The following is a 21,256-nucleotide window of genomic DNA, read 5'->3' as shown; positions in this document are numbered from 1 at the left end:
CCCTAGGGTGGTGCCATGCCAGCAGCGCCGAAGGTGTTCGGAATCATCCTCGCGGGCGGCGAGGGCAAGCGACTGATGCCCCTGACGGCGGATCGGGCCAAGCCCGCCGTGCCGTTCGGCGGACAGTACCGACTGATCGATTTCGCGATCTCGAATCTCATCAATTCGGGTCTGCGGCAGATCGTCGTGCTGACCCAGTACAAGTCGCACAGCCTCGACCGTCACATCTCCCAGACGTGGCGGATGTCGGCGCTGCTCGACTCGTACGTCGCGTCCGTGCCCGCGCAGCAGCGCCTCGGCAAGCGGTGGTTCTCCGGCTCGGCCGACGCCATCCTGCAGAGCCTCAACCTGATCAACGACGAGAAGCCCGACATCGTCGTCGTCATCGGCGCCGACCACGTCTACCGGATGGACTTCCGGCAGATGCTCGCGGCGCACATCGACTCCGGCGCGCGGGCCACGGTCGCCGGCATCCGCCAGCCCATCTCGCTCGCGAATCAGTTCGGCGTCATCGACGTCTCGGGGAACGATTCGGCACGGATCAATGAATTCCTCGAGAAGCCGCAGAACCCGACGGGCCTGGCCGACTCGCCGAACGAGGTGCTCGCGTCGATGGGCAACTACATCTTCGACGCCGACGCGCTCATCGAAGCCGTCGAGTCCGACGGCGAGCTGCCCACGTCGAACCACGACATGGGCGGCGACATCGTGCCGTACTTCGTCGGCCGCCGCGAAGCCGGTGTCTACGACATGAAGCGCAACGACGTGCCGGGCTCGACCGATCGCGACCGCGACTACTGGCGCGACGTGGGAACGATCGACTCGTTCTTCGAGGCTCACCAGGACCTCATCTCGACGCTGCCGATCTTCAACCTCTACAACATGGAGTGGCCGATCCACTCGCAGACGGTGAACTCGCCGCCCGCGAAGTTCGTGCGGGACTCGGTGGGCCGCATGGGCAACGCGATCGACTCGATCGTCTCGCTCGGGTCGGTGCTGTCCGGCACGCATCTCGAGCGCAGCGTGGTCGGGCCGTGGACGCTCTCGGGCGGCGGCGCGACGATCACCGACTCGGTGCTCTTCGACCATGTGCAGGTCGGCGCGGGCGCCCGTGTCCATCGGGCGATCCTCGACAAGAACGTCGTGCTGGCCGACGGTGCCACGGTGGGCGTCGATCGCGAGCGCGACCTCTCCCGCGGCTTCACCGTGACCGACAGCGGCATCACCGTCGTCGGCAAGGGCGTCACGATCGAGCGCTGACGCGTCGGGATGCCGCGGCCCGCGCCGCTACGGTGGAAGGCGTGCCCGCGACATCCGCCCGCTTCCTCGTCGTGCTCGACGCCGACTCCACGCTGATCCGCAACGAGGTGATCGAGCTCATCGCCGATGAGGCGGGGCGCGGCGCCGAGGTGACGGCGGCGACCGAGGCGGCGATGCGGGGCGAGGTCGACTTCGCGACGAGCCTGCGCTCCCGCGTGGAGGCGCTGAAGGGCGTGCCGGTGTCGGCGTTCACGCACGTGCTGTCGCGCATCGAGCCGACGCCCGGCGTGCGGGAGCTGACGGCGGCGGTCCGCGAGCGGGGCGGACGGGTCGGGGTCGTCTCGGGCGGCTTCCACGAGATCCTCGACACCATCGCCCCCGACCTGGGCGCCGACGTCTGGCGGGCCAATCGCCTCGCCGTCGTGGACGGCATGCTCTCGGGCCGCGTCGAGGGACGGATCGTGGATGCCGAGGGCAAGGCCGAGACGCTGAGCGAATGGGCCCACGAGACCGGCGTGCCGCTGGCGCGGACCATCGCAATCGGCGACGGGGCGAACGATCTGCGCATGATGGCGGTCGCGGGGCTGGGCATCGCGTTCAACGCCAAGCCGGCTGTGCGGGAGCGCGCCGACCTCGTGGTCGGCCCCGTGGATCTCCGCGAGGTCATTCCGCTGCTGCCGTGATCGATGTCCGAGGCCGCGGCTAGCGTCATGGCATGGACATCATCCTCGTTCCGGGACTGTGGCTCGACTCCACCTCGTGGGAGGCGATCACGCCGGCGCTCGAAGCCGCCGGCCACGCCGTTCATCCTCTGACGATGCCGGGGCTCGGCGTGCCGGCGCCCGCCGCCGACGCGATCGGCATCGGCGAATGGGTCGACGCCGTCGTCGCCGAGATCGACGCCGCCGAGGGGCCGGTCGCGCTCGTCGGCCACTCGGGCGGCGGCAACGTCGTGTGGGGCGCTGCCGACGCACGGCCCGACCGCGTCGCGCGCGTCGTCTTCGTCGACACTGTGCCCCCGCCTCCCGGCCGGGGCATCTCCGAGTTCGACGTCGTCGACGGCGTCGTCCCCTTCCCCGGGTGGGACTTCTTCGATGCGCCCGACGTGTTCGATCTCGACGCGGCGACGCGCGAGCATTGGGCCGCTCGCACGAGATCGGTGCCCGGGCGCGTGCCGACCGACCCGCTCGCGATCGGCGACGAGCGGCGTCACGCGATCCCCGTCACAGTGCTGTCCGGCGGAGCGGACGAGGAGGAGCTGCGCGCCCAGCTGGCTGAGTGGGGTCCGTGGGCCGAGGAGTTCGAGTCGATTCAGGATGCCGAGGTGGTGAAGCTCGGCACGGGTCACTGGCCGCAGTTCTCGAAGCCCGACGAGCTGGCTCGGGCGATCGAGGCGGCTGTCCGCCGGTGATCGGCGTGGTGGTGCGGCGGGGTCAGTGACCCATGCCGAGACCGCCGTCGACGGGGATGACGGCGCCCGAGATGTAGGCGGAGTCGTCCGAGGCGAGCCACGTGACGACACCCGCGACCTCGTCGGGGGTCGCGAAGCGGCCCGCGGGGATGTTGCTCTTGTACTCGGCCTGCGTCTCCTCCGGGAGGGCAGCCGTCATGTCGGTCTCGATGAAGCCCGGGGCGACGACGTTGGCCGTGATGCCGCGACCGCCCAGCTCCCGCGTGAGCGAGCGGGCGAAGCCGACGAGACCCGCCTTCGACGAGGCGTAGTTGATCTGGCCGGGCGAGCCGTACAGGCCCACGACGCTCGAGATCAGGATGACGCGACCCCACTTGGCGCGAAGCATCCCCTTCGATGCGCGCTTGACGACGCGGAACGCGCCGCCCAGGTTCGTGGCGACGACGCTGTCGAAGTCGTCCTCGGTCATGCGAAGCAGGAGGGTGTCCTTCGTGACGCCGGCGTTCGCGACCACGATGCCGATCGGGCCGAGCGCGGCCTCGACCTCTGAGAAGGCGGCGTCGACGGCGGCGGCGTCCGTGACGTCGGCGCGAACCGTCAGCGTCCCTTCGGGGCCTTCGCCGGACCGCGCGGTCACGGCGACCTTGTAGCCCTCCGCCACGAAGCGCTCGGCGATGGCGCGGCCGATGCCGCGGTTTCCGCCGGTGACGAGGACGACGCGATCAGAGGACATGGGCACTCCCGGAGGGTGAGGGCGGTGGACCGCACCAGCCTAGCGGCGGGTCGTTTGACACCCGATGCGCCCGCTGGAACGCTGGGAGCGCAACCCCACGGAAAGGGATCCGGCTCATGAGCGATTCGACCAGCGGTGGCCACCGGCCCGACGACGAGCCGGCGGTGGATCCCGAGTCGCCGTCCGCAGTCCCGGCCTCCGAGGAGCCCTCGGCGCCCGCGTACGAGCAGCCGGTCGCACCCGCGTACGAGCAGCCCGTCGCGCCCGCATACGAACAGCCCGCAGCGCCCAAGTACGAGCAGCCTGCGGCGCCCGCGTACGAACAGCCTGCGGCGCCCGCGTACGAGCAGCCCGCGACGCCCGCGTACGGCCAGCCTGCTCCCCCGGTCTACGGCCAGAATCCGACCGCGTACGACAATCCTCCGGCGTACGGGCAGACTTCCCCCGCCTACGGCGGAGCCCCCGCGTACGGCGCACCCGCTCCCGCCTACGGCGCCCCCGCCCCCGCGTACGGCGCGCCGCCGGCCTACGGCGCCGCGCCCGCGTACGCTCCGGCTCCCGCCTACGGTGCGTACGGCGCGGGCCGGCGCACGAACTCCCTCGCGATCGTGTCGCTCATCTCATCGCTCGTGGGGCTCTTCATCATTCCGATCATCGGCTGCATCGTGGGCATCGTCACGGGTCACCTGTCGCTCAGTCAGATCAAGCGCACGGGCGACGCCGGGCGGGGACTCGGGCTCGCGGGAACGATCATCGGCTGGGTGGGCCTCGCTCTCGGCATCATCGGGATCATCGTGTTCGTCGCCTGGATCAGCTGGTTCACCGCGAACATCAACTCGTTCCGCACGATCTGACCTCATCCGCGCCCTTCGGCGCGACGCTCGCCCAGCCGGGGCGGCGTACCCTGGAATCATCGTGAAGAACTCGAGTGGAGCGCAGTCCGCGACGTCGCTCCCGCGTGCGCCGCGTGATGAGGTCAGCGCGCGCTCGGTGCGGTACCTCATCACGATGGGCATCCGTGTCGCGTGCTTCATCCTCATGGTCGTCGTGCAGCCCTACGGCTGGTACACGTGGCTCTTCGCCGCCGGCGCCGTCTTCCTCCCCTATATCGCGGTTGTCACGGCCAACGTCGGGCAGGACTCGAAGAGCCGTCGCAGCGAGAACCCGGAGCGCGCCCTCCCGGCGCCGCCTCCCCCGTCCGTCACGACGGGCTCACCCGACCAGCCGCGCGTCATCCGCATCGAGGAGCAGCATCCATCCGACCTGCCCGGCTCGACCCCTCCGGACACCCACGCATGACGACCGACGCAGAGACCGCGGTGTGCTCGCGGGCCGGCTGTCGCGCCACGGCCACGTGGCGCATCGACTGGCGCAATCCCCGCATCCACGGCGAGGACCGGCGCAAGACGTGGGTCGCCTGCGACGAGCATCGCGGGTTCCTCCGCGATTTCCTCGCGTCCCGCGACTTCCCCGTCGAGGTGTCGCCGCTCGCGACGGCGGGTGAGCGCGCATGAGCCGCCGCCAAGAGGCGCCCGCCGCCCTCCGCTGGACCGTCTACGTCGCGGTCGCGATCGTGTTCGCCATCGCGTGCGCCTTCCTCTCGCACTGGCAGTTCTCGCGCAACGCCGACCGCTCCGAGCAGCTCTCGCTGGTCGCGCAGAACTACAACGCCGAGCCGGTGCCGCTCGACGAGCTGATCCCCGCCGGAGGCACGCTCGACCCGGGCGACGAGTGGCGACCCGTCGAGCTCACGGGGTCGTACCTCGCTGACGACCAGCTGCTCGTGCGCAACCGCGTGCACGAGGGCACCGCCGCCTACGAGGTGCTCGTCCCCTTCCGGCTTCACGACGGCCGCGTGCTGCTCGTGGATCGTGGCTGGGTGCCGCCGGGCGACGAGCAGAACCTCCCCGACGTCGTCCCCGCCGCCCCGAGCGGCCAGGTGACCGTCGTCGCGCGGCTGCGCGCGGGCGAGTCGCTCCCCGCGTCAGGGCGCTCCGCGCCGGAGGGGCAGGTGCCGTCGATCCACCTGCCGACCGTCGCCGACGCCATCGACCCCGCTGCGGGCGACGCGCTCGAACTCAGCGCCTACGGGGCCATGGTGTCGGAGGATCCGGCACCCGCGACTCAGCCCCAGCCGCTCGAGGCACCGTCCGACGACCCCGGGCCGTACCTGTCGTACGCGGTGCAGTGGATCCTCTTCGCCATCATGGGCTTCGGGTTCATCTGGTACGTCATCCGCACCGAGCGCCAGCACAAGCGCGAGGACGAGGAGGACGCCGCGGCCCTCGCGGCCGGCGAGACTCCCCCGGTGCGCGACCGGACGAAGCGCCGGCGCGACCGAGATGCCGACGACGAGGACGCTCTCCTCGACTCGACGCGGAGCTGAACGCCTCTACGCGAGCGTCACGAGGTCCGCGTAGTCGCGCCCCCAGATGTCCTCGACGCCGTCGGGCAGGATCAGCACGCGCTCGGGGTTGAGCGCCTCGACGGCGCCCTCGTCGTGGGAGACGAGCACGACGGCGCCCTCGTAGTGCGCAAGCGCGCCGAGGATCTCCTCGCGCGACGCGGGGTCGAGGTTGTTCGTCGGCTCGTCGAGGAGCAGCATGTTGGCACTCGAGACGACGAGGGTCGCGAGCGACAGGCGCGTCTTCTCGCCGCCCGAGAGCACGCCGGCGGGCTTGAGCACGTCATCCCCCGTGAAGAGGAACGAGCCGAGCACCTTGCGCGCGTCCGTCGCCGTGATGTCGGGCGCGGCCGACATCATGTTGTCGAGCACGGAGCGACTCACATCGAGGTTCTCGTGCTCCTGCGCGTAGTAGCCGATCTTGAGACCGTGGCCCGGCTCGATCCGGCCCGTGTCAGGCTTGTCGACGCCGGCGAGGATGCGCAACAGCGTCGTCTTCCCCGCGCCGTTGAGGCCGAGGATGACGACCTTCGAGCCGCGGTCGATCGCGAGGTCGACGTCCGTGAAGATCTCGAGGGAGCCGTACGACTTCGACAGTCCCGACGCCATGAGCGGCGTCTTGCCGCAGGGGGCGGGCTTGGGGAAGCGCAGTTTCGCGACGCGCTCCTCCTGACGCACCTCGTCGAGACCGGCGAGCATCTTCTCGGCGCGGGCGACCATCTGGTGCGCCGCGGCGGCCTTCGACGCCTTCGCCCCGAACCGGGCCGCCTGCTGCTGCAGCACGCTGGCCTTCTTCTCGACGTTGGCGCGCTCCTTCTTGCGGCGCTCCTCGTCGGCCACCCGCTGACGCAGGTAGTTCTTCCAGTTCATGTTGTAGACGTCGATGACCTGGCGGTTCGCGTCGAGGTAGAACACCCGGTTGACGGTCTCGCCGACGAGCTCGACATCGTGCGAGATGACGATGAGACCGCCCTTGTAGCCCTTGAGGAACTCGCGCAGCCACACGACGCTGTCGGCGTCGAGGTGGTTGGTGGGCTCGTCGAGGATCATCGTCTGCGCATCGGAGAAGAGGATGCGCGCCAGTTCGATGCGACGACGCTGGCCGCCCGAGAGCGTCTTGAGCGGTTGGTCCAGGATGCGGTCGGGCAGCGAGAGGTTGTGGGCGATGGAGGCGGCTTCCGCCTCGGCCGCGTACCCGCCGAGCGCTTCGAAGCGCTCCATGAGGTTCGCGTACTTGCGCATCGCCTTGGCGGACACGGCGGCATCGTCCGATCCCATGGCCAGGGATGCCTCGCTCATGCCGATCGCGATCGTACCTAGCCCGCGGGCGTCGAGGATGCGCGTGCGGGCGAGCATCTCGGGGTCGCCGGAGCGCGGGTCCTGCGGCAGATAGCCGAGCTCGCCCGAGCGGTCGACGCGGCCGTCGCTCGGCAGCAGGTCGCCGGCGAGCACCTTCGTGAGGGTCGTCTTGCCGGCGCCGTTGCGGCCCACGAGGCCGATCTTGTCGCCGTCCGACACGCGGAAAGAGACGTCGGACATGAGCACGCGTGCGCCTACGCGGATCTCGAGATCGTGCACGGCGAGCACAGCAGACGTCCGTTTCCTTAGGTGAATGGGTGCAAAAGCGGTCGATGACCAGCCCCCTAGTATAAGTCGCGAGACCGCCTCCCCCTTCCCGCATCCGACGCGGGAGACGACGCAAGGAGCCTTATGTCCGCCATCGCCGCCGCCCCCGGCCGCCGCCAGGTGCTCGCCGACCTCATCGCCCGCCCGTCCGGTCGCGCCCAGGCGCTCGCCGTCGACGCGGGTCTCGTCGTCGCGGGCGCCGCGATCGTCGCGCTGCTCGCCCAGGTCGAGATCCCGCTCTGGCCCGTGCCCATCACGGGTCAGACGCTCGGCGTCATCGTCGTCGGCGCCGCCCTCGGCGCTTGGCGCGGCGCTGCTGCGCTCGTCACCTACATGGTGGCGGGCCTGGCCGGACTGCCGGTCTTCGCCGGCTTCACCGGCACGCTCCTCACGCTCGGCAAGCCGAGCTTCGGCTTCATCATCGGCTTCATCGTCTCGGCGTTCGTCGCCGGCTGGTTCGCCGAGCGCGCGTGGGACCGCAAGCCGCTCCTCGCCTTCGCCGGCTTCGCGCTGGCGAGTGCCATCCCGTTCGTGTTCGGCATCCCGTACATGGCGTTCATCCTCAACGTCGTCGGCGGAGGCGCATACGACTTCGGGCAGCTCCTGCAGTTCGGCCTGTGGCCCTTCCTGCTCGGCGGTGTCATCAAGGCCGCGCTCGCCGCGCTCATCATCCCGGGTGCCTGGGCGCTCGTCCGCGCGGTCGACAAGCGCAAGGGCGCCTGAGGGCTCTCCGCACGCGCAACGCAACAGCCCCCGACCCTGCGCAGGGTCGGGGGCTGTCCGATGTCCGCGGCGCCGACTCAGAGAGCCGGAGCGGGCAGGAGCTTGCCGTTCACGAACAGCGCGGCGGGACCGCTCTTGGTCACCTCGCCCCTCGTGATCGCGCCGTACGAGACGGCGCCCTCCGTGATCGCGCTCTCGACGATGCCGGCCGCGGTGACGGCGCCGTCGCTGATCGCACCGTCGACGACCGCACCACCGGTGATGGCGCCGGGGGTGATGACGTTGGAGAGGTCGGTGATCTTGTCGGCGTTGTCCGACCGCAGGCAGTCGTCGGGGTTCTCGCCGGGAGCGGCATCCCAGTCGCCCCACTCGGTGCCGCTGATGGGCTCGAACGTGGCGTCGCCGAACGTGTAGGCGGCATCGAAGCTGTAGGTCCCGGCGAAGACGAATTCCCCGGCGAAGGACCAGTCGCCGAACTCCCAGTCGCCGAACGAGGCGGCGTTCCACGCGGGCGCGCCGACGGTCGAGGAGACCGGCTGACCCTTCCAGCCCTTCAGGACGAAGCCCGTGTACTGATTGGCCTTGCGCGCCTCGACGTCGAGGTCGTACGCGATGGTGCCGGTCTGGACGCCCGTCTGCGTGCCGGTGCGGATTCCCTCACGGTCGCCGACGCGGCTGCCTTCGCGAGTGCCGACGCGGCTTCCCGTGCGGGTGCCGGTGCGCTCTCCGTCGCGCACGCCCTCGCGGTGGAAGGTCTTCGTGCCATTGCCGTTCGTGAAGGTGCAGGTGAGATCCTGCGAGAGCACCTGGGTGACGGACTGCGTCGCCACCTGCGTTGCGGACTGCGTGGCCGACTGGGTCGCCGACTGCGAGGCGACCTGCGAGACGACCTGGGATAGCGACTGCGTCGTCGGCTGCTGCGCCGTGAAGGTGATCGCCTTGGCGTCGAGCCCGGCTGAAGGAGAAAGTTATCATAAAGCTAAGATCCTCGTATGCCGCTTCTATCGGGAACGGTCGATCACGCTGTCGCGTGCTAAGTTGCGGGTATGGCTCGCCCCTATGGAGACCCGGTCGAGATCATCACGGCCCCCGTCCCCGCTCAGTCACCCTTCATCCCGACGGACGCGAAGATCGTCGTGGGCGCCGTGGCACCGGCATCCCCCGACCCGATCCCGATCGTGCTGCTGCCCGGTTTCGAATACCGCATGGTCGAATGGCGCCATCCCGCGACCCACGAGATCCACTGGCGGCTCGAGCGCCGCAAGGCGGGTCGACCGGGCGACGACGACTAGCAGGCCCCGAACGACGAGAGGACCCCGGCCATCGCGGTCGGGGTCCTCGTTCGTTCGCGGGTCGTCTCAGCTCGTGGCGGTCGCGGTCGCCGCGGCGAGCTTGTCGACGAGCGTCGGCAGCAGCCACGGCAGCGACAGCGCGGTCGGCGAGACGGCGGCGACGTTCTCCTCGCCGACGATGGCGGCAACGGCGCCCTTCTTCACGGCGGGGATGAGCTGACCGCGATCGGAGCCGAGGAACTCGTCGAGCGTCGCCTGCTGCTCGGCCTGCGTGAAGACCACCTGCGCGTCGATCCGGTCGAGGTTCTCGTAGCTGACCGTCGTGACGAACGTGCTCTCGCCCGTGTCGAGCGCGGTGACGCTGTCGGGAGACGTGAACCCGAGGTCCTCGAGGATCTCGACGCGCGCGTCCGTCGTGAGGTACAGGTAGAGCGTGTCCACGTCGTCGTCGATGTAGGCGATCGACGTGCCCTGGAACTCGGGGTGGGCGGCGGCGGCATCCGACACCTGCGTGTCGAGGTCGGCGACGAGCGCATCCGCCTCGTCGGAGAGCCCGAGCGCCTTGCCCGTCTCGGTGATGACGTCACGCCACGGCGTCGCCCAGAGGGCCTTCTCGGGAGCCACGACCGGGATGCCGGCCGCCGTCACGGCGTCGTACTCCTCCTCCGTCAGCCCGGAGTAGGGTGCGATGAGCACGTCGGGGTCGGCCGCCAGCAGCTCCTCGACGTTGAGCTCGTAGGTCGCGTTGTCGAGGATGGCGGGCTTCTCGCCGCCGAGCTCGTCGATCGCATCCTCGACCCAGGGCGTGATGCGGTCGTCGCCCCCGCCGTAGTCCATCGACGAGATCGCGACCGGCACGATCCCGAGGGCGAGCACGGCGTCCGTGGCTCCCCAGCCCCAGGTCGCGATGCGCTCGGGCGCGGACTCGATCGTCGTCTCGCCGTACAGGTGCTCGAACGTCGCGGGGAACGCCGCGGAGTCACCGGCGGGATCGGCGGCGCCCGTCGGGTCCGCGGCCGTCGATCCGGCACAGCCGCTGAGAGCCAGCGCACCGGCGACCACGAGTGCCGCGGCGGCGGCGAGGGAGGGGAATCGAGAAGGCATTGCTGTGTTCTTCCTTTCGAGGGAGGTCATTCCGCGTCCGCGACGACGTGGGAGCCGCCGGGGACGGGAACGACGAGGGGCGTCTTGGTGAGCGGATCGGGGATGACGAGCGCGTCGAGTGCGAACGCCTCGGAGATGACATCGGCCGTCATGACCTCGTCGGCGGTGCCGTGCGCGACGACGCGGCCGTGCGCCATGACGACGAGGTCGTCGGCGTAGCGCGCCGCGAGGTTGAGCTCGTGCAGCACGACGACGATCGTCGTGCCGTCGGTGCGGTTGAGCTCGCGCAGCAGGTCGAGCACCTCGATCTGGTGGCTGAGGTCGAGGAACGTCGTCGGCTCGTCGAGCAGCAGGATGCGCGGGTTCTGCGCGAGGGCCATCGCGATCCAGACGCGCTGGCGCTGCCCGCCGGAGAGGTCGCCGACCGCGCGGTCGGCCAGCTCCGCGACCCCCGTGCGCCTCATCGCCTCGTCCACGCGCGCCGTGTCGGCGGCGTCCCACCGCTGGAAGACGCCGCGGTGCGGATGCCGGCCGCGCGCCACGAGCTCGGCGACCGTCAGCCCGTCGGGGGCGGAGGGATGCTGCGGCAGCAGCCCGACGGTCTGTGCGAACGAGCGCCGGGGGATGGTCGCGACGTCGGCTCCGTCCAATTCCACGCGCCCCGCGAGCGGGGCGTTCACCCGCGCGAGCACGCTCAGGAGGGTCGACTTGCCGCACGCGTTGGCCCCGATGATCATCGTGATTCGGCCGGGAGCGACCTCGAGGTCGAGGTGGTCGATGACGCGACGGCCCGGGTATCCGGCGGTCAGACCGCGGGCTGCGAGGAGGGGAGCGGATGCCGGGGTCATAAGTGGCGTCCTTTCGAGGTCGTGAGCAGCCACAGGAGGAAGAGCGAGCCGATCGCGCCGGTGACGACGCCGACGGGAAGCGAGACACCGGGGATCGCGTACTGCGCGACGAGGTCGGCGGCGACGAGGAGCGCCGCTCCGACCCCTGCACTGGTCGCGATGCCGACTGCGCCGTGGCCGAGCAGGGGGCGCGCGATGGCCGGTGCGCACAGGGCGACGAAGGAGATCGGGCCGACGAAGGCGCACGTCGTGGCGGTGAGGAGCACCGCCACGACGACCGCGACGATCCGCACGAGGCCCGGGCGGACGCCGAGCGAGACGGCCGTGCCGGGGCCGAGCTGCGTCAGCGGCAGCCAGCGCGCACACGCGATGACGGCGGGGATGCTGAGCACCGCGACCGCGAGCACCACGAGCACGTTCCACCACGGGGTCGATGCGAGACTTCCTGTGAGCCAGATCAGCGCGGCCTGGGCCAGCTCGACCTTGGCCCGCACCATGAGGTAGCTCGTGATCGCGGCGCACAGGAACGAGATGCCGACACCCGCGACGATGAGCCGGAAGTCGCCGTCGCCGCGCCGCCGTCCCGCCAGGAGCAGGAAAGCCGCCACGACGAGCCCGCCGGCGAACGCGAAGACGGCGAGCAGCGGACCGCCGACACCGAGGATCAGGATGCCGAACACGGCGGCGACGCCGGCTCCCCCGCTGATCCCCAGGAGGTCGGGGCTCGCGAGCGAGTTGGCGAGGAGCGACTGGAGCAGCGCCCCCGCCACTCCGAGGCACGCGCCGACGAGGAGCGCCATAGCGAGGCGAGGCGCGCGCACCTGGAAGACCACATAGCTCTCGATCCGCGTTCCGCCGCCCCACGGCGTGCGCCAGAGATCGGCGGGGGTGAGGGCGTACTCCCCGACGGAGAGCGAGACCGCGGCGGCGACAAGGACGACGGCCGCGACGCCGAAGCCGACCAGCACCCGGCGGCGCCGCACCCGGGCGCGCACGGCGGCGACGGGGCTCACCGTCAGCGCGGCGCTCACAGCGCGACCTGCCGGCGGCGGAGCACGAGCGAGATGAGCAGCGGCGCCCCGACGAAGGCGACGACGAGTCCCGCCTGCACCTCGCCCGGAGGGGCGATGAGGCGCCCGATCACATCCGAGAACAGCAGCACGACGGCGCCCGCGGGAGCGCCGATGAGAAGGAGCCACCGGTAGTCCGACCCGACGAGCCCACGCAGGGCGTGCGGCACGAGCAGGCCGAGGAACACGATGGGACCCGCGATGGCCGTCGCTCCCCCGCACAGCAGGACGATCGCGAGGATGCCGACTCCGCGCGTGCGGGCGACGTTGTGGCCGAGACCCGTCGCGGTGTCCTCCCCGAGGGAGATGAGGTCGAGCCCGCGGGCGCTCGTGCCCGCGAGGACGAGACCGACGAGGATCGGCACGAGGACGACGAGGACGGAGTCCAGGCCGCGCGCCGTGAGACCGCCGACCGACCAGTAGCGGTAGACGTCGAGCGCCTGCCGGTCGGTCGTGAGGATCGTGAGCGACACGGCCGTGAGACCCGCCGTGACGGCCGCGCCGGTGAGCGCGAGCTTCGCGGGGTTCCCGCCGTCGGGCCCGCGCGAGCCGATGACCGCGACGAGCGCGGCCGCGACTGCGGCACCGGCGAAGGCGAACCAGACGAAGCCGGCTGGGCTCGCGATTCCGAGGACAGTGATCGCCGCGAGCACGGCGACGGCGGCGCCCGCATTGACGCCGAAGAGACCGGGGTCGGCGAGCGGGTTGCGCGTCAGCCCCTGCATGACGGTCCCTGCGACGGCGAGGGCGGCGCCCGCGAGGAGGCCGATGACGGTTCGCGGGACGCGCTGCGAGAGCACGACGGTGTGGTCGGCACTGCCGGGGTCGGGCGCGAGGAAGGCCCGGAGCACGTCGGCCGGCGCGATCGCGCGCGCGCCGACGCCGAGGCTCAGCAGGATCGCCACCGCGAGGAGGACGATGACCGAGGCCAGCACGACGCGCGCCCGCCGGGTGCGGGCGGCGGCGATCATTGCGTGCGTTCCGCCTGCCCGAGCCGCCAATAGCCCATGAACGCGACGCGCTTGCGGTCGACGCCGCGCTCGCTCACGAGCATCCTCCGCAGCGTCTTCACCGTCGCCGCCTCGCCCGCGATCCATGCGTAGAACTCGCCGTCCGCAGCCTCCGGACTGTCCCACAGCAGCTCGAGGTCGACGTCGATGTCGGCCAGCTCCTGGCGGCGCGGCGCCGCTGCCCGAGCGAGCACCTCGGTCGAGGCATCCGCCCACGCTGTCATCGCCTCGATGAGCGAGGCGCCGTGGGGTCGCGCGCCCCGCGGGAGCCACGTGAGCCGCCCGCTGTGACCCCGACGGACGTCGAGGACGTCGGCGGCGGTCGGCACCTCGATGAACGCGTCGACGTCGTAGTCGGCTCCGAGGAGCTCGAGGATCGCGGTGATCGCCGGCGCGGCCGTCTCGTCACCGGCGAGCAGGATGCGCCGCGCCGTGCCGGGGTGGAAGTCGAGGCCGCTCGCGGCATGCGGGCTGCGCGCGTCGGGCCCGACGATGAACAGACGCTGCCCCGGCACGGCCTGCGCCGCCCACGTTCCCGCCGGCCCCGCGTCGTGGTGCGTCACGAAGTCGACGTCGAGCTCCCCCGAATCCGGGTCGATGCGCCGCACGGTGTAGGTGCGGAAGACGTTGCGCGCGGCCTGCGGAAGGGCGCGCCACCGGTCGTACCAGTCCCCCGCGCCCTCGTCCTGTCCGAAGTCGGAGAACGTGCCGTCGGCGAGCGGCAGCACGACCTTGATGCGCTGATCGAGGCGCGCGGTGCCGAAGTGCTCGAACTCGTCGCCCGTGAAGGTCACGCGCACGAAGTGCGGTGAGAGCCGTTCGACCCGCGCGACCTCCGCGCGGTAGGGACGGTAGGCCGGCCGGACGGCGGTCTGAGTCGAGGACATGACCTTAGGCTAGCCTTACCTTCCCTCCGATCGCAAAAGCCGAGCACCGTTCGACTCAGAGCCCCTCACCCCCGGTCCTGCGCCCTCTCAGGGCTGGGACTCGTGCGCGTGTCCCAGCCGGAGCCCCGGTACGAGGGCGAGCCCCGCGAGCACGGCGGCGACGAGGAAGACGGCCGGGAAGCCTGCATCCGTCCCCACCAGCGCGGTGAAGACGAGACCCATCGCGGCGATCGACGTGGCCGCGCCGATCGAGTCCGAGATCGACAGTGCCGACGAGTTGAAGCCCTGATTCTGGGGCGTCGAGTACGCCAGCGTCAGCACCGTGAGGCGCGGATACATGAGCCCCATGCCCGAGCCGGCGAGCGCCCACCCGGCGATGACCACCGCTGGGGGAAGGTGCAGCGCCGCCGTGAGCGCGGCGATCACCGCCGCCGCGGCGAGCTGCGTCGTGCCGATGATCGCGATACGCGAGTTGCCGATGCGGTCGCCGAAGCGCCCCTGCACGTCGGCGGCGACCGCCCACGCGAGCGCGGCCGCCGTGAGCCCGAGCCCTGCCCACGTCGGAGAGAAGCCGTAGTCGTCGATGAGCAGATACGGCACGTAGATCTCGGCGCCGAACAGCGCGCCCGCGATGAGGCCGCGCATCAGCACGACGCTCGGCAGGCCGCGACCCGCCCGCAGCGTGCGGCGCGGGAGGAGCGGCTTCGATGCGAAGACCAGGACGAGGAGGGATGCCGCCACCGCGAGCCACGCCCACTCCCCCAGCTCCCCCGCGAGACTCAGCCCGAGGGCGCCCACGGCGACCGCGACGGCACACGCCAGGCGCGGTGCGATGCGGACGCGCGACGGATGCTCGGTGTCGAGCGGGGTTCCCCACAGCCGAGTCGCGACCATCGCGAACGCGATGACGGTGAGACCCGCGACGCCGAGGAAGACCCAGCGCCAGTGGAGGTACTCGGTCACGGCACCCGCGAGGAAGGGCCCGACGAGGGACGGGACGACCCACGCCGCCGAGAACGCGGCGAAGACGCGGCCGTGCAGGGCGGCCGGGTACACGCGCGCGACGACGACGTACAGCGCGACGGTCTGGCCTCCCGTGCCGAGGCCCTGGATGAGCCGGCCGACCACGAGTAGTCCCATCGTCGGCGCGAGCCCCGCGACGACGAGTCCCGCGACGAACAGCGCGACCGACGTCGTGAGGGGCCAGACCGGGCCCGATCGATCGCTCCACGCTCCGACGGCGACCATGCCGATGACGCTCGTCGCCAGCGTGCCCGAGAAGGCGACGGCGTACAGGGCGGCACCCTCTAGGTCGTCGCTCACGACGGGCATGACGGTCGTGACCGCGAGCGACTGCATCGCGGCGAGGAAGATCAGCGCGATGGCGCCGACGGTCACCCAGACGAACCGCGGATCCCAGATCGAGACAGGATCCTCGATCTCGGTGCTCACTCCTCGACGATAGCCCCCACCCGCTCGATCGCCTCGCGCAGCAGCTCAGGCGAGCAGGCGAAGTTGATGCGGATGTGACCCCTGCCCTCGTCGCCGAAGAGCGGGCCGTGATGGAACGCGACGCGGGCCTTGCGGCGCAGGTGCGTCGCGGGGTTGTCGCCCCAGCCGTAGGCCGAGACGTCCACCCACGCCAGGAACCCGGCATCCGGGATCCGGTACACGGCGAGCGGCAGGTGCTCGGCCAGCAGGTCCGCGAGCAGGCGCCGGTTCTCGTCGAGTGCCGCGAGCAGGCTGTCGAGCCAGACGTCGCTCTCGGGCGCGAACGCGGCGTTGTTGGCGAGCGCGCCGAAGAGGCCCGTGCGCCACTCGACCTCCCACGGGAGCGCCCGCAGCACCTTCGCCTGCTCGGCGGAGCCCCCGACCATGACAGCGCACTTGAGGCCGGCCAGGTTGTAGCTCTTGCTCGCGCTCGTGACCGCGTAGCCGACGCTGCGGGCGGTGTCGGACACGGCGAGGAACGGCGTGAACGCCACCTCGCCGTGCGCGAGCGGACCGTGGATCTCGTCGGAGACCACGACCGCGCCGTATGCCGCCGCGATCTCGGCGAGAGCCGCGAGGCTCTCCTTCCTGTGGACCGTGCCGGTCGGGTTATGCGGATTGCAGAGCAGCACGGCCTGCGCACCGCCCGCGAGGGCGGCCTGGATGCCGCGCAGGTCGAGCTCCCAGCCGGCTTCCGAGCGCACGAGCGGCACCCGCTCGACGACCGCGCCCGCCTCCTCCACCGAGTCGAAGAACGGCGGGTACACGGGCGTCGTCACCACCACGCGGTCGCCGGGCGAGGTGACGGCGCGCAGGATCTCGACGACGCCCATCATGACGTCGCCCGTCCAGAACACCGTGTCGGGGTCGACGGTCCAGCCGAACCGGCGCTGGGCGAAGGCCACGAACGACTCCCGCACGCCCGGCTCGGGCGGCGTGTAGCCGGTGTCGCCGAGCTCGACGGCGCGCAGGAGCGCCTTCGTGATGGCGGGCGCGAGCGCATAGTCCATCTCCGCCACGAAGAACGGAAGGATGTCGTCGGGGTACTTGCGCCACTTCGTGCTGGACCGCTGTCGCAGCTCGTCGATCGGCAGTGCCTGAAGGGGGGTGACGCTCACCCTAAGAGACTAAGAGGATGAGGGATGCCGCCCCTCGGCGTGTTTCCCCGCGTTTCAGTCGTGCTCGACCAGGGCGCCTCAGATGGCGAAGCCGAGCGCGCGCATCATGTCGCGCCCGTCGTCGGTGATCCGCTCGGGGCCCCACGGCGGCATCCACACCCAGTTGATGCGGAAGCGCTCGACGACGTCGTCGAGGGCCTGAGCGGTCTGCTCCTCGAGGACGTCGGTGAGCGGGCAGCCCGCCGAGGTGAGCGTCATGTGGATGACGAGAGCGTCGTTCTCGTCATCCCACGCAAGGTCGTAGACGAGTCCGAGGTCGACGACATTGATCCCCAGCTCGGGGTCCATGACGTCCTTGAGTGCTTCGGTGACCTCGTCGAACTTCTCGGGTGTGAGCGTCGCGGTCATGCAGCGATCCTACGCCTCGGCGTCGGCGGCGGCCTCGGCGAGCGGGGCCACGAAGCGGTCGTAGCCCTCGTTCTCGAGACGCTCGGCGAGCTCGGGGCCGCCCTCCTCGACGATCCGCCCCCCGACCATGACGTGCACGAAGTCGGGGTGGATGTAGCGGAGGATGCGCGTGTAGTGCGTGATGAGGAGCACACCGAGGTTCGTCTCGGCCTTGGCGCGGTTGACGCCCTCCGACACGATCTTGAGCGCGTCGACGTCGAGGCCCGAGTCGGTCTCGTCGAGCACCGCGAGCTTCGGCTTCAGCAGCTCGAGCTGGAGGATCTCGTGGCGCTTCTTCTCGCCACCCGAGAAGCCCTCGTTGACGTTGCGCTGCGCGAACTTCGGGTCCATGCGGAGGTGCTTCATGGCCTCCTTGACGTCCTTGGTCCACGTGCGGATCGAGGGCGCCTCTCCGTCGACCGCGGTCTTGGCGGTGCGGAGGAAGTTCGTCACGGTGACGCCGGGGATCTCGACGGGGTACTGCATCGCGAGGAAGACGCCGGCGCGCGCGCGCTCGTCCACCGTCATCTCGAGCACGTCCTCGCCGTCGAACGTGATGGAGCCGCTCGTGACGGTGTACTTCGGGTGGCCCGCGATCGTGTAGGCGAGGGTCGACTTGCCCGAGCCGTTGGGGCCCATGATGGCGTGCGTCTCACCCGTCTTCACGGTAAGGGTCACGCCGTTGAGGATGGGCGTCGTTCCCTCGTCGGTCTCGACGGTGACGTGCAGGTCTCGGATCTCGAGGACAGACATTCGGGTTTCCTTCTCAGTTCACTTCTTTGGTCACGGTGGGGTCGATGAGCACGTCATCCCCCTCGATCGTGACGGCGTAGACCGGGACCGGCTCGTACGCGGGGAGGTTCAGGGGCTTGCCCGTGCGCAGCGAGAACGCCGAGCCGTGGGCCCAGCACTCCAGCGTGTCGCCATCCACGAAGCCCTCGGCGAGCGAGATGTCGCCGTGGGTGCAGGTGTCGCCGATGGCGTGCACCTCGCCGTTCGAGTCGAGCACGACCGCCATGGGCACACCGTCGATCTCGACGCGCAGCGCGGTGTCCTGCTCGAGGTCGCTCAGCGCGCACGCGCGGGAGGCGCTCATGCGTCGGCCCCTTCGGCGAGCTCGCGCTCGATCGCGTCGGCGAGCTCCTGCTCGATGGCGGGCACGCCGATCTTCTGGACGATCTCGCTCAGGAAGCCGATGACGACGAGCCGGCGGGCCTCCTTCTGGGGGATGCCCCGGGCCTGCAGGTAGAAGAGCTGCTCGTCGTCGAAGCGACCCGTCGCACTCGCGTGGCCGGCGCCGAGGATGTCGCCCGTCTCGATCTCGAGGTTGGGGACGGAGTCGGCGCGTGCGCCGTCGGTGAGGACGAGGTTGCGGTTCGCCTCGTACGAGTCGGTGCCGACGGCATCCGCTCCGATGAGGACGTCGCCGATCCAGACGCTGCGGGCGCCGACGCCCTGGAGGGCGCCCTTGTAGAGGACGTCGCCCTTCGTGTGCTCGCCCTTGTGGTGCAGGTAGACCTGGCTCTCGAGGTGCTGACCGGCGTCCGAGTACGACAGGCCGTACAGCTCGGCGTGCGAGCCGGCGCCCGCGAGCTCGATCGACGGGTTGACGCGCACGACGCCGCCGCCGAAGCTCACGATGATGTGGCGGAGGAAGGCGTCCTTCTCGACCCGCGCCTGGTGCGACGAGAGGTGGAGCGCGTCGTCGTCCCACTCCTGCACCGTGATGACGGTCAGCTTGGCGCCGTCGCGCACGAGGATCTCGACGTTCTGCGCGTGCTGTGCCGAGCCGGTGTGGCGGAAGACGACGGTCGCGCGCGAGTTGGCGCCCGCCTCCACGACGACATGAGCGTGCGCGAGTCCGCCCGTGCCCGTGAGCGTCACGAAGACGGGCTCCTCGAGCTCGGCGTCGGCGGGGATGCGCACGAGCGGAGCCTCGGGCTCCTGCGACCAGGCGATGGCGCTCGGGAGATCTTCGGGGCGGAAGACCTCGCCGCGGGGGCCCGCGCCCGGCGCAAGACGCGACTGCTCGACCCCGGCGGGGGCCTGGACGCTGACCTCGATGACGTCGTGCGGGCCGGCGACGTCCTGGAAGAGCGGCGCGAGCCGGTCGACGGGCGTGTAGCGCCAGTTGACCTCACGCCCCGTCGGGACGCCGAAGTCGGCAGGGTCGAACGAGGTGGGGCGCTCGGACCGCGTCTGGACCGGGACGAAGGCGCCGGCCCCGTCGGAGTGCGCTCGGGAACCAGGCACCACGACGGGCGCCTCTTGCGTGGTCGTCATCTAGCCGACCGATCCTTCCATGCCCATCTCGATGAGCTTGTTCAGCTCGAGGGCGTACTCCATGGGCAGTTCCCGGGCGATCGGCTCGATGAAGCCGCGGACGATCATGGCCATCGCCTCGTCCTCGGGAAGGCCGCGGGACTGCAGGTAGAAGAGCTGCTCTTCGCTGACCTTCGAGACCGTGGCCTCGTGGCCGAGCTGCACGTCGTCGACGCGGATGTCGATCGCGGGGTAGGTGTCGGAGCGCGAGATCGTGTCGACGAGCAGCGCGTCGCAGCGCACGGTGTTGGCGCTGTGGTGCGCGTTCGCGTCGACGCGGACCTCGCCGCGGTAGCCGGCGCGACCGCCGCCGCGCGCGATCGACTTCGAGACGATCGACGACTGCGTGTACGGCGCCATGTGGATCATCTTGGCGCCGGCGTCCTGATGCTGACCGGGGCCCGCGAAGGCCACCGAGAGCGTCTCGCCCTTGGCGTGCTCGCCCATGAGGTAGATCGACGGGTACTTCATCGTCACCTTGGAGCCGATGTTGCCGTCGATCCACTCCATCGTCGCGCCCTCGTGCGCGATGGCGCGCTTGGTGACGAGGTTGTAGACGTTGTTCGACCAGTTCTGGATCGTCGTGTAGCGAACGCGGGCGTTCTTCTTCACGATGATCTCGACGACGGCCGAGTGCAGCGAGTCGGACTTGTAGATCGGGGCCGTGCAGCCCTCGATGTAGTGGACGTAGGAGTCCTCGTCGGCGATGATGAGCGTCCGCTCGAACTGGCCCATGTTCTCGGTGTTGATCCGGAAGTAGGCCTGCAGCGGGATCTCGACGTGGACGCCCTTCGGGACGTAGACGAACGAGCCGCCCGACCAGACGGCGGTGTTCAGCGCCGCGAACTTGTTGTCACCGGCCGGGATGACGGTGCCGAAGTACTCCTCGAAGAACTCCGGGTGCTCCTTGAGCGCCGTGTCGGTGTCGAGGAAGATGACGCCCTGCGCCTCCAGGTCCTCGCGGATCTGGTGGTACACGACCTCGGACTCGTACTGCGCCGCGACGCCGGCGACGAGACGCTGACGCTCCGCCTCCGGGATGCCGAGCCGCTCGTACGTGTTGCGGATGTCCTCGGGGAGGTCCTCCCAGGACTGCGCCTGCTTCTCGGTCGACCGCACGAAGTACTTGATGTTGTCGAAGTCGATGTCGCTGAGGTCGGCGCCCCACGTCGGCATCGGCTTGCGGCCGAAGAGCTGGAGACCCTTGAGCCGGTTCTTCAGCATCCATTCGGGCTCGGCCTTGAGGGCCGAGATGTCGCGGACGACGGCTTCGCTCAGGCCGCGCTTCGCACTGGCTCCCGCCGCGTCGGCGTCGTGCCAGCCGAACTCGTACACCCCCAGACCATCGAGCTCGGGGCGGTCGATCAGGACATCCGACATCGTCACACTCTCCTCAAGGCCGAAACGGTGTTCATCCGCCCCGGCATTCCTGGTCTTCCGTGGAGTTCGGGAAGGGGGATGCCGCTCTGGGCCCTCATCGGCGGCGCCAATCGTGCGCGCCTAAACTGTC

Annotated in this window: 24 protein-coding genes; 9 read left to right on the top strand and 15 right to left on the bottom strand. The window is 70.5% G+C overall.

Annotation, left to right across the window (positions count from 1 at the left end):
• The first annotated feature begins 15 nt into the window (after positions 1-15).
• From AAIB33_RS04880 to AAIB33_RS04870, 3 genes are read left to right on the top strand one after another with little or no spacing between them, the layout of a single operon-like run.
• Positions 16-1,260: a glucose-1-phosphate adenylyltransferase gene (locus tag AAIB33_RS04880; protein ID WP_345802436.1), complete on the top strand. Its 1,245-nt coding sequence runs from the start codon at positions 16-18 to the stop codon at positions 1,258-1,260.
• A gap of 41 nt (positions 1,261-1,301) precedes the next feature.
• On the top strand, positions 1,302-1,943 hold the full coding sequence (serB, locus tag AAIB33_RS04875) for a phosphoserine phosphatase SerB (protein WP_345802435.1): 642 nt from the start codon (positions 1,302-1,304) through the stop codon (positions 1,941-1,943).
• Between the two features lie 32 nt (positions 1,944-1,975).
• Positions 1,976-2,671 carry an alpha/beta hydrolase gene (locus AAIB33_RS04870; RefSeq protein WP_345802434.1) on the top strand — a complete coding sequence of 232 codons (696 nt, stop codon included), beginning with the start codon at positions 1,976-1,978 and terminating at the stop codon, positions 2,669-2,671.
• Between the two features lie 22 nt (positions 2,672-2,693).
• On the opposite strand, the gene fabG is transcribed toward AAIB33_RS04870, so the two are convergent.
• Positions 2,694-3,404, bottom strand: coding sequence for a 3-oxoacyl-ACP reductase FabG (gene fabG / locus AAIB33_RS04865; RefSeq protein WP_345802433.1), 711 nt, complete (start codon positions 3,402-3,404; stop codon positions 2,694-2,696).
• 116 nt (positions 3,405-3,520) lie between these two features.
• On the opposite strand from fabG, the gene AAIB33_RS04860 reads away from it, so the two are divergent.
• The 4 genes from AAIB33_RS04860 to AAIB33_RS04845 all read left to right on the top strand — a co-directional run bounded on the left by AAIB33_RS04860 (position 3,521) and on the right by AAIB33_RS04845 (position 5,790).
• A complete protein-coding gene (locus tag AAIB33_RS04860) occupies positions 3,521-4,258 on the top strand; it encodes a DUF4190 domain-containing protein (RefSeq protein WP_345802432.1) in 738 nt (245 codons plus the stop codon).
• Between the two features lie 61 nt (positions 4,259-4,319).
• On the top strand, positions 4,320-4,703 hold the full coding sequence (locus AAIB33_RS04855; protein WP_345802431.1) for a DUF3099 domain-containing protein: 384 nt from the start codon (positions 4,320-4,322) through the stop codon (positions 4,701-4,703).
• Positions 4,700-4,918: a hypothetical protein gene (locus AAIB33_RS04850; protein WP_345802430.1), complete on the top strand. Its 219-nt coding sequence runs from the start codon at positions 4,700-4,702 to the stop codon at positions 4,916-4,918. The genes AAIB33_RS04855 and AAIB33_RS04850 overlap by 4 nt, the downstream gene beginning before the upstream one ends.
• Positions 4,915-5,790: an SURF1 family protein gene (locus AAIB33_RS04845; protein WP_345802429.1), complete on the top strand. Its 876-nt coding sequence runs from the start codon at positions 4,915-4,917 to the stop codon at positions 5,788-5,790. Before AAIB33_RS04850 ends, AAIB33_RS04845 begins: the two co-directional genes overlap by 4 nt.
• Before the next feature lie 6 nt (positions 5,791-5,796).
• Here AAIB33_RS04845 and AAIB33_RS04840 read toward each other — a convergent pair whose 3' ends face one another.
• Positions 5,797-7,395: an ABC-F family ATP-binding cassette domain-containing protein gene (locus AAIB33_RS04840; RefSeq protein WP_345802428.1), complete on the bottom strand. Its 1,599-nt coding sequence runs from the start codon at positions 7,393-7,395 to the stop codon at positions 5,797-5,799.
• Between the two features lie 123 nt (positions 7,396-7,518).
• On the opposite strand from AAIB33_RS04840, the gene AAIB33_RS04835 reads away from it, so the two are divergent.
• Positions 7,519-8,157, top strand: a complete 639-nt coding sequence (locus tag AAIB33_RS04835) for a biotin transporter BioY (protein WP_345802427.1) — start codon at positions 7,519-7,521, stop codon at positions 8,155-8,157.
• Positions 8,158-8,234: 77 nt separating this feature from the next.
• On the opposite strand, the gene AAIB33_RS04830 is transcribed toward AAIB33_RS04835, so the two are convergent.
• Complete coding sequence (locus tag AAIB33_RS04830) at positions 8,235-8,987, bottom strand: hypothetical protein (protein ID WP_345802426.1); 753 nt, start codon at positions 8,985-8,987, stop codon at positions 8,235-8,237.
• 216 nt (positions 8,988-9,203) lie between these two features.
• Here AAIB33_RS04830 and AAIB33_RS04825 point away from each other — a divergent pair, with 216 nt between their 5' ends.
• On the top strand, positions 9,204-9,449 hold the full coding sequence (locus AAIB33_RS04825; protein WP_345802425.1) for a hypothetical protein: 246 nt from the start codon (positions 9,204-9,206) through the stop codon (positions 9,447-9,449).
• A gap of 66 nt (positions 9,450-9,515) precedes the next feature.
• On the opposite strand, the gene AAIB33_RS04820 is transcribed toward AAIB33_RS04825, so the two are convergent.
• The 12 genes from AAIB33_RS04820 to sufB form a co-directional block, all read right to left on the bottom strand.
• Complete coding sequence (locus tag AAIB33_RS04820; protein ID WP_345802424.1) at positions 9,516-10,553, bottom strand: ABC transporter substrate-binding protein; 1,038 nt, start codon at positions 10,551-10,553, stop codon at positions 9,516-9,518.
• Between the two features lie 26 nt (positions 10,554-10,579).
• Entirely contained in the window at positions 10,580-11,401 is an 822-nt protein-coding gene (locus tag AAIB33_RS04815; RefSeq protein ID WP_345802423.1) for an ABC transporter ATP-binding protein, read from the bottom strand.
• On the bottom strand, positions 11,398-12,432 hold the full coding sequence (locus tag AAIB33_RS04810; RefSeq protein ID WP_345802422.1) for an iron ABC transporter permease: 1,035 nt from the start codon (positions 12,430-12,432) through the stop codon (positions 11,398-11,400). Before AAIB33_RS04810 ends, AAIB33_RS04815 begins: the two co-directional genes overlap by 4 nt.
• Positions 12,429-13,442, bottom strand: coding sequence for an iron chelate uptake ABC transporter family permease subunit (locus AAIB33_RS04805; RefSeq protein ID WP_345802421.1), 1,014 nt, complete (start codon positions 13,440-13,442; stop codon positions 12,429-12,431). Before AAIB33_RS04805 ends, AAIB33_RS04810 begins: the two co-directional genes overlap by 4 nt.
• A complete protein-coding gene (locus tag AAIB33_RS04800) occupies positions 13,439-14,368 on the bottom strand; it encodes a siderophore-interacting protein (protein ID WP_345802420.1) in 930 nt (309 codons plus the stop codon). The genes AAIB33_RS04805 and AAIB33_RS04800 overlap by 4 nt, the downstream gene beginning before the upstream one ends.
• 87 nt (positions 14,369-14,455) lie before the next feature.
• Positions 14,456-15,820, bottom strand: coding sequence for an MFS transporter (locus tag AAIB33_RS04795; protein ID WP_345802419.1), 1,365 nt, complete (start codon positions 15,818-15,820; stop codon positions 14,456-14,458).
• Positions 15,817-16,977, bottom strand: a complete 1,161-nt coding sequence (locus AAIB33_RS04790; RefSeq protein WP_345802418.1) for an aminotransferase class I/II-fold pyridoxal phosphate-dependent enzyme — start codon at positions 16,975-16,977, stop codon at positions 15,817-15,819. The genes AAIB33_RS04795 and AAIB33_RS04790 overlap by 4 nt, the downstream gene beginning before the upstream one ends.
• Before the next feature lie 78 nt (positions 16,978-17,055).
• Entirely contained in the window at positions 17,056-17,385 is a 330-nt protein-coding gene (locus tag AAIB33_RS04785; protein ID WP_345802417.1) for a metal-sulfur cluster assembly factor, read from the bottom strand.
• Between the two features lie 9 nt (positions 17,386-17,394).
• Positions 17,395-18,177 (bottom strand): Fe-S cluster assembly ATPase SufC, encoded by a 783-nt coding sequence (gene sufC, locus AAIB33_RS04780; protein WP_345802416.1) that lies wholly within the window; start codon positions 18,175-18,177, stop codon positions 17,395-17,397.
• 13 nt (positions 18,178-18,190) lie between these two features.
• Entirely contained in the window at positions 18,191-18,520 is a 330-nt protein-coding gene (locus AAIB33_RS04775) for a non-heme iron oxygenase ferredoxin subunit (protein WP_345802415.1), read from the bottom strand.
• Entirely contained in the window at positions 18,517-19,707 is a 1,191-nt protein-coding gene (gene sufD, locus AAIB33_RS04770; protein ID WP_345802414.1) for a Fe-S cluster assembly protein SufD, read from the bottom strand. The genes AAIB33_RS04775 and sufD overlap by 4 nt, the downstream gene beginning before the upstream one ends.
• Complete coding sequence (gene sufB, locus AAIB33_RS04765; protein ID WP_345802413.1) at positions 19,708-21,126, bottom strand: Fe-S cluster assembly protein SufB; 1,419 nt, start codon at positions 21,124-21,126, stop codon at positions 19,708-19,710.
• Positions 21,127-21,256: the final 130 nt, after the last annotated feature.

This window comes from Microbacterium sp. AZCO (assembly GCF_039614715.1).
GTDB lineage: Bacteria > Actinomycetota > Actinomycetes > Actinomycetales > Microbacteriaceae > Microbacterium.
The sequence above is the reverse complement of the archived record's forward strand: the minus strand, read 5'-3'. Positions and strand labels throughout refer to the sequence as shown.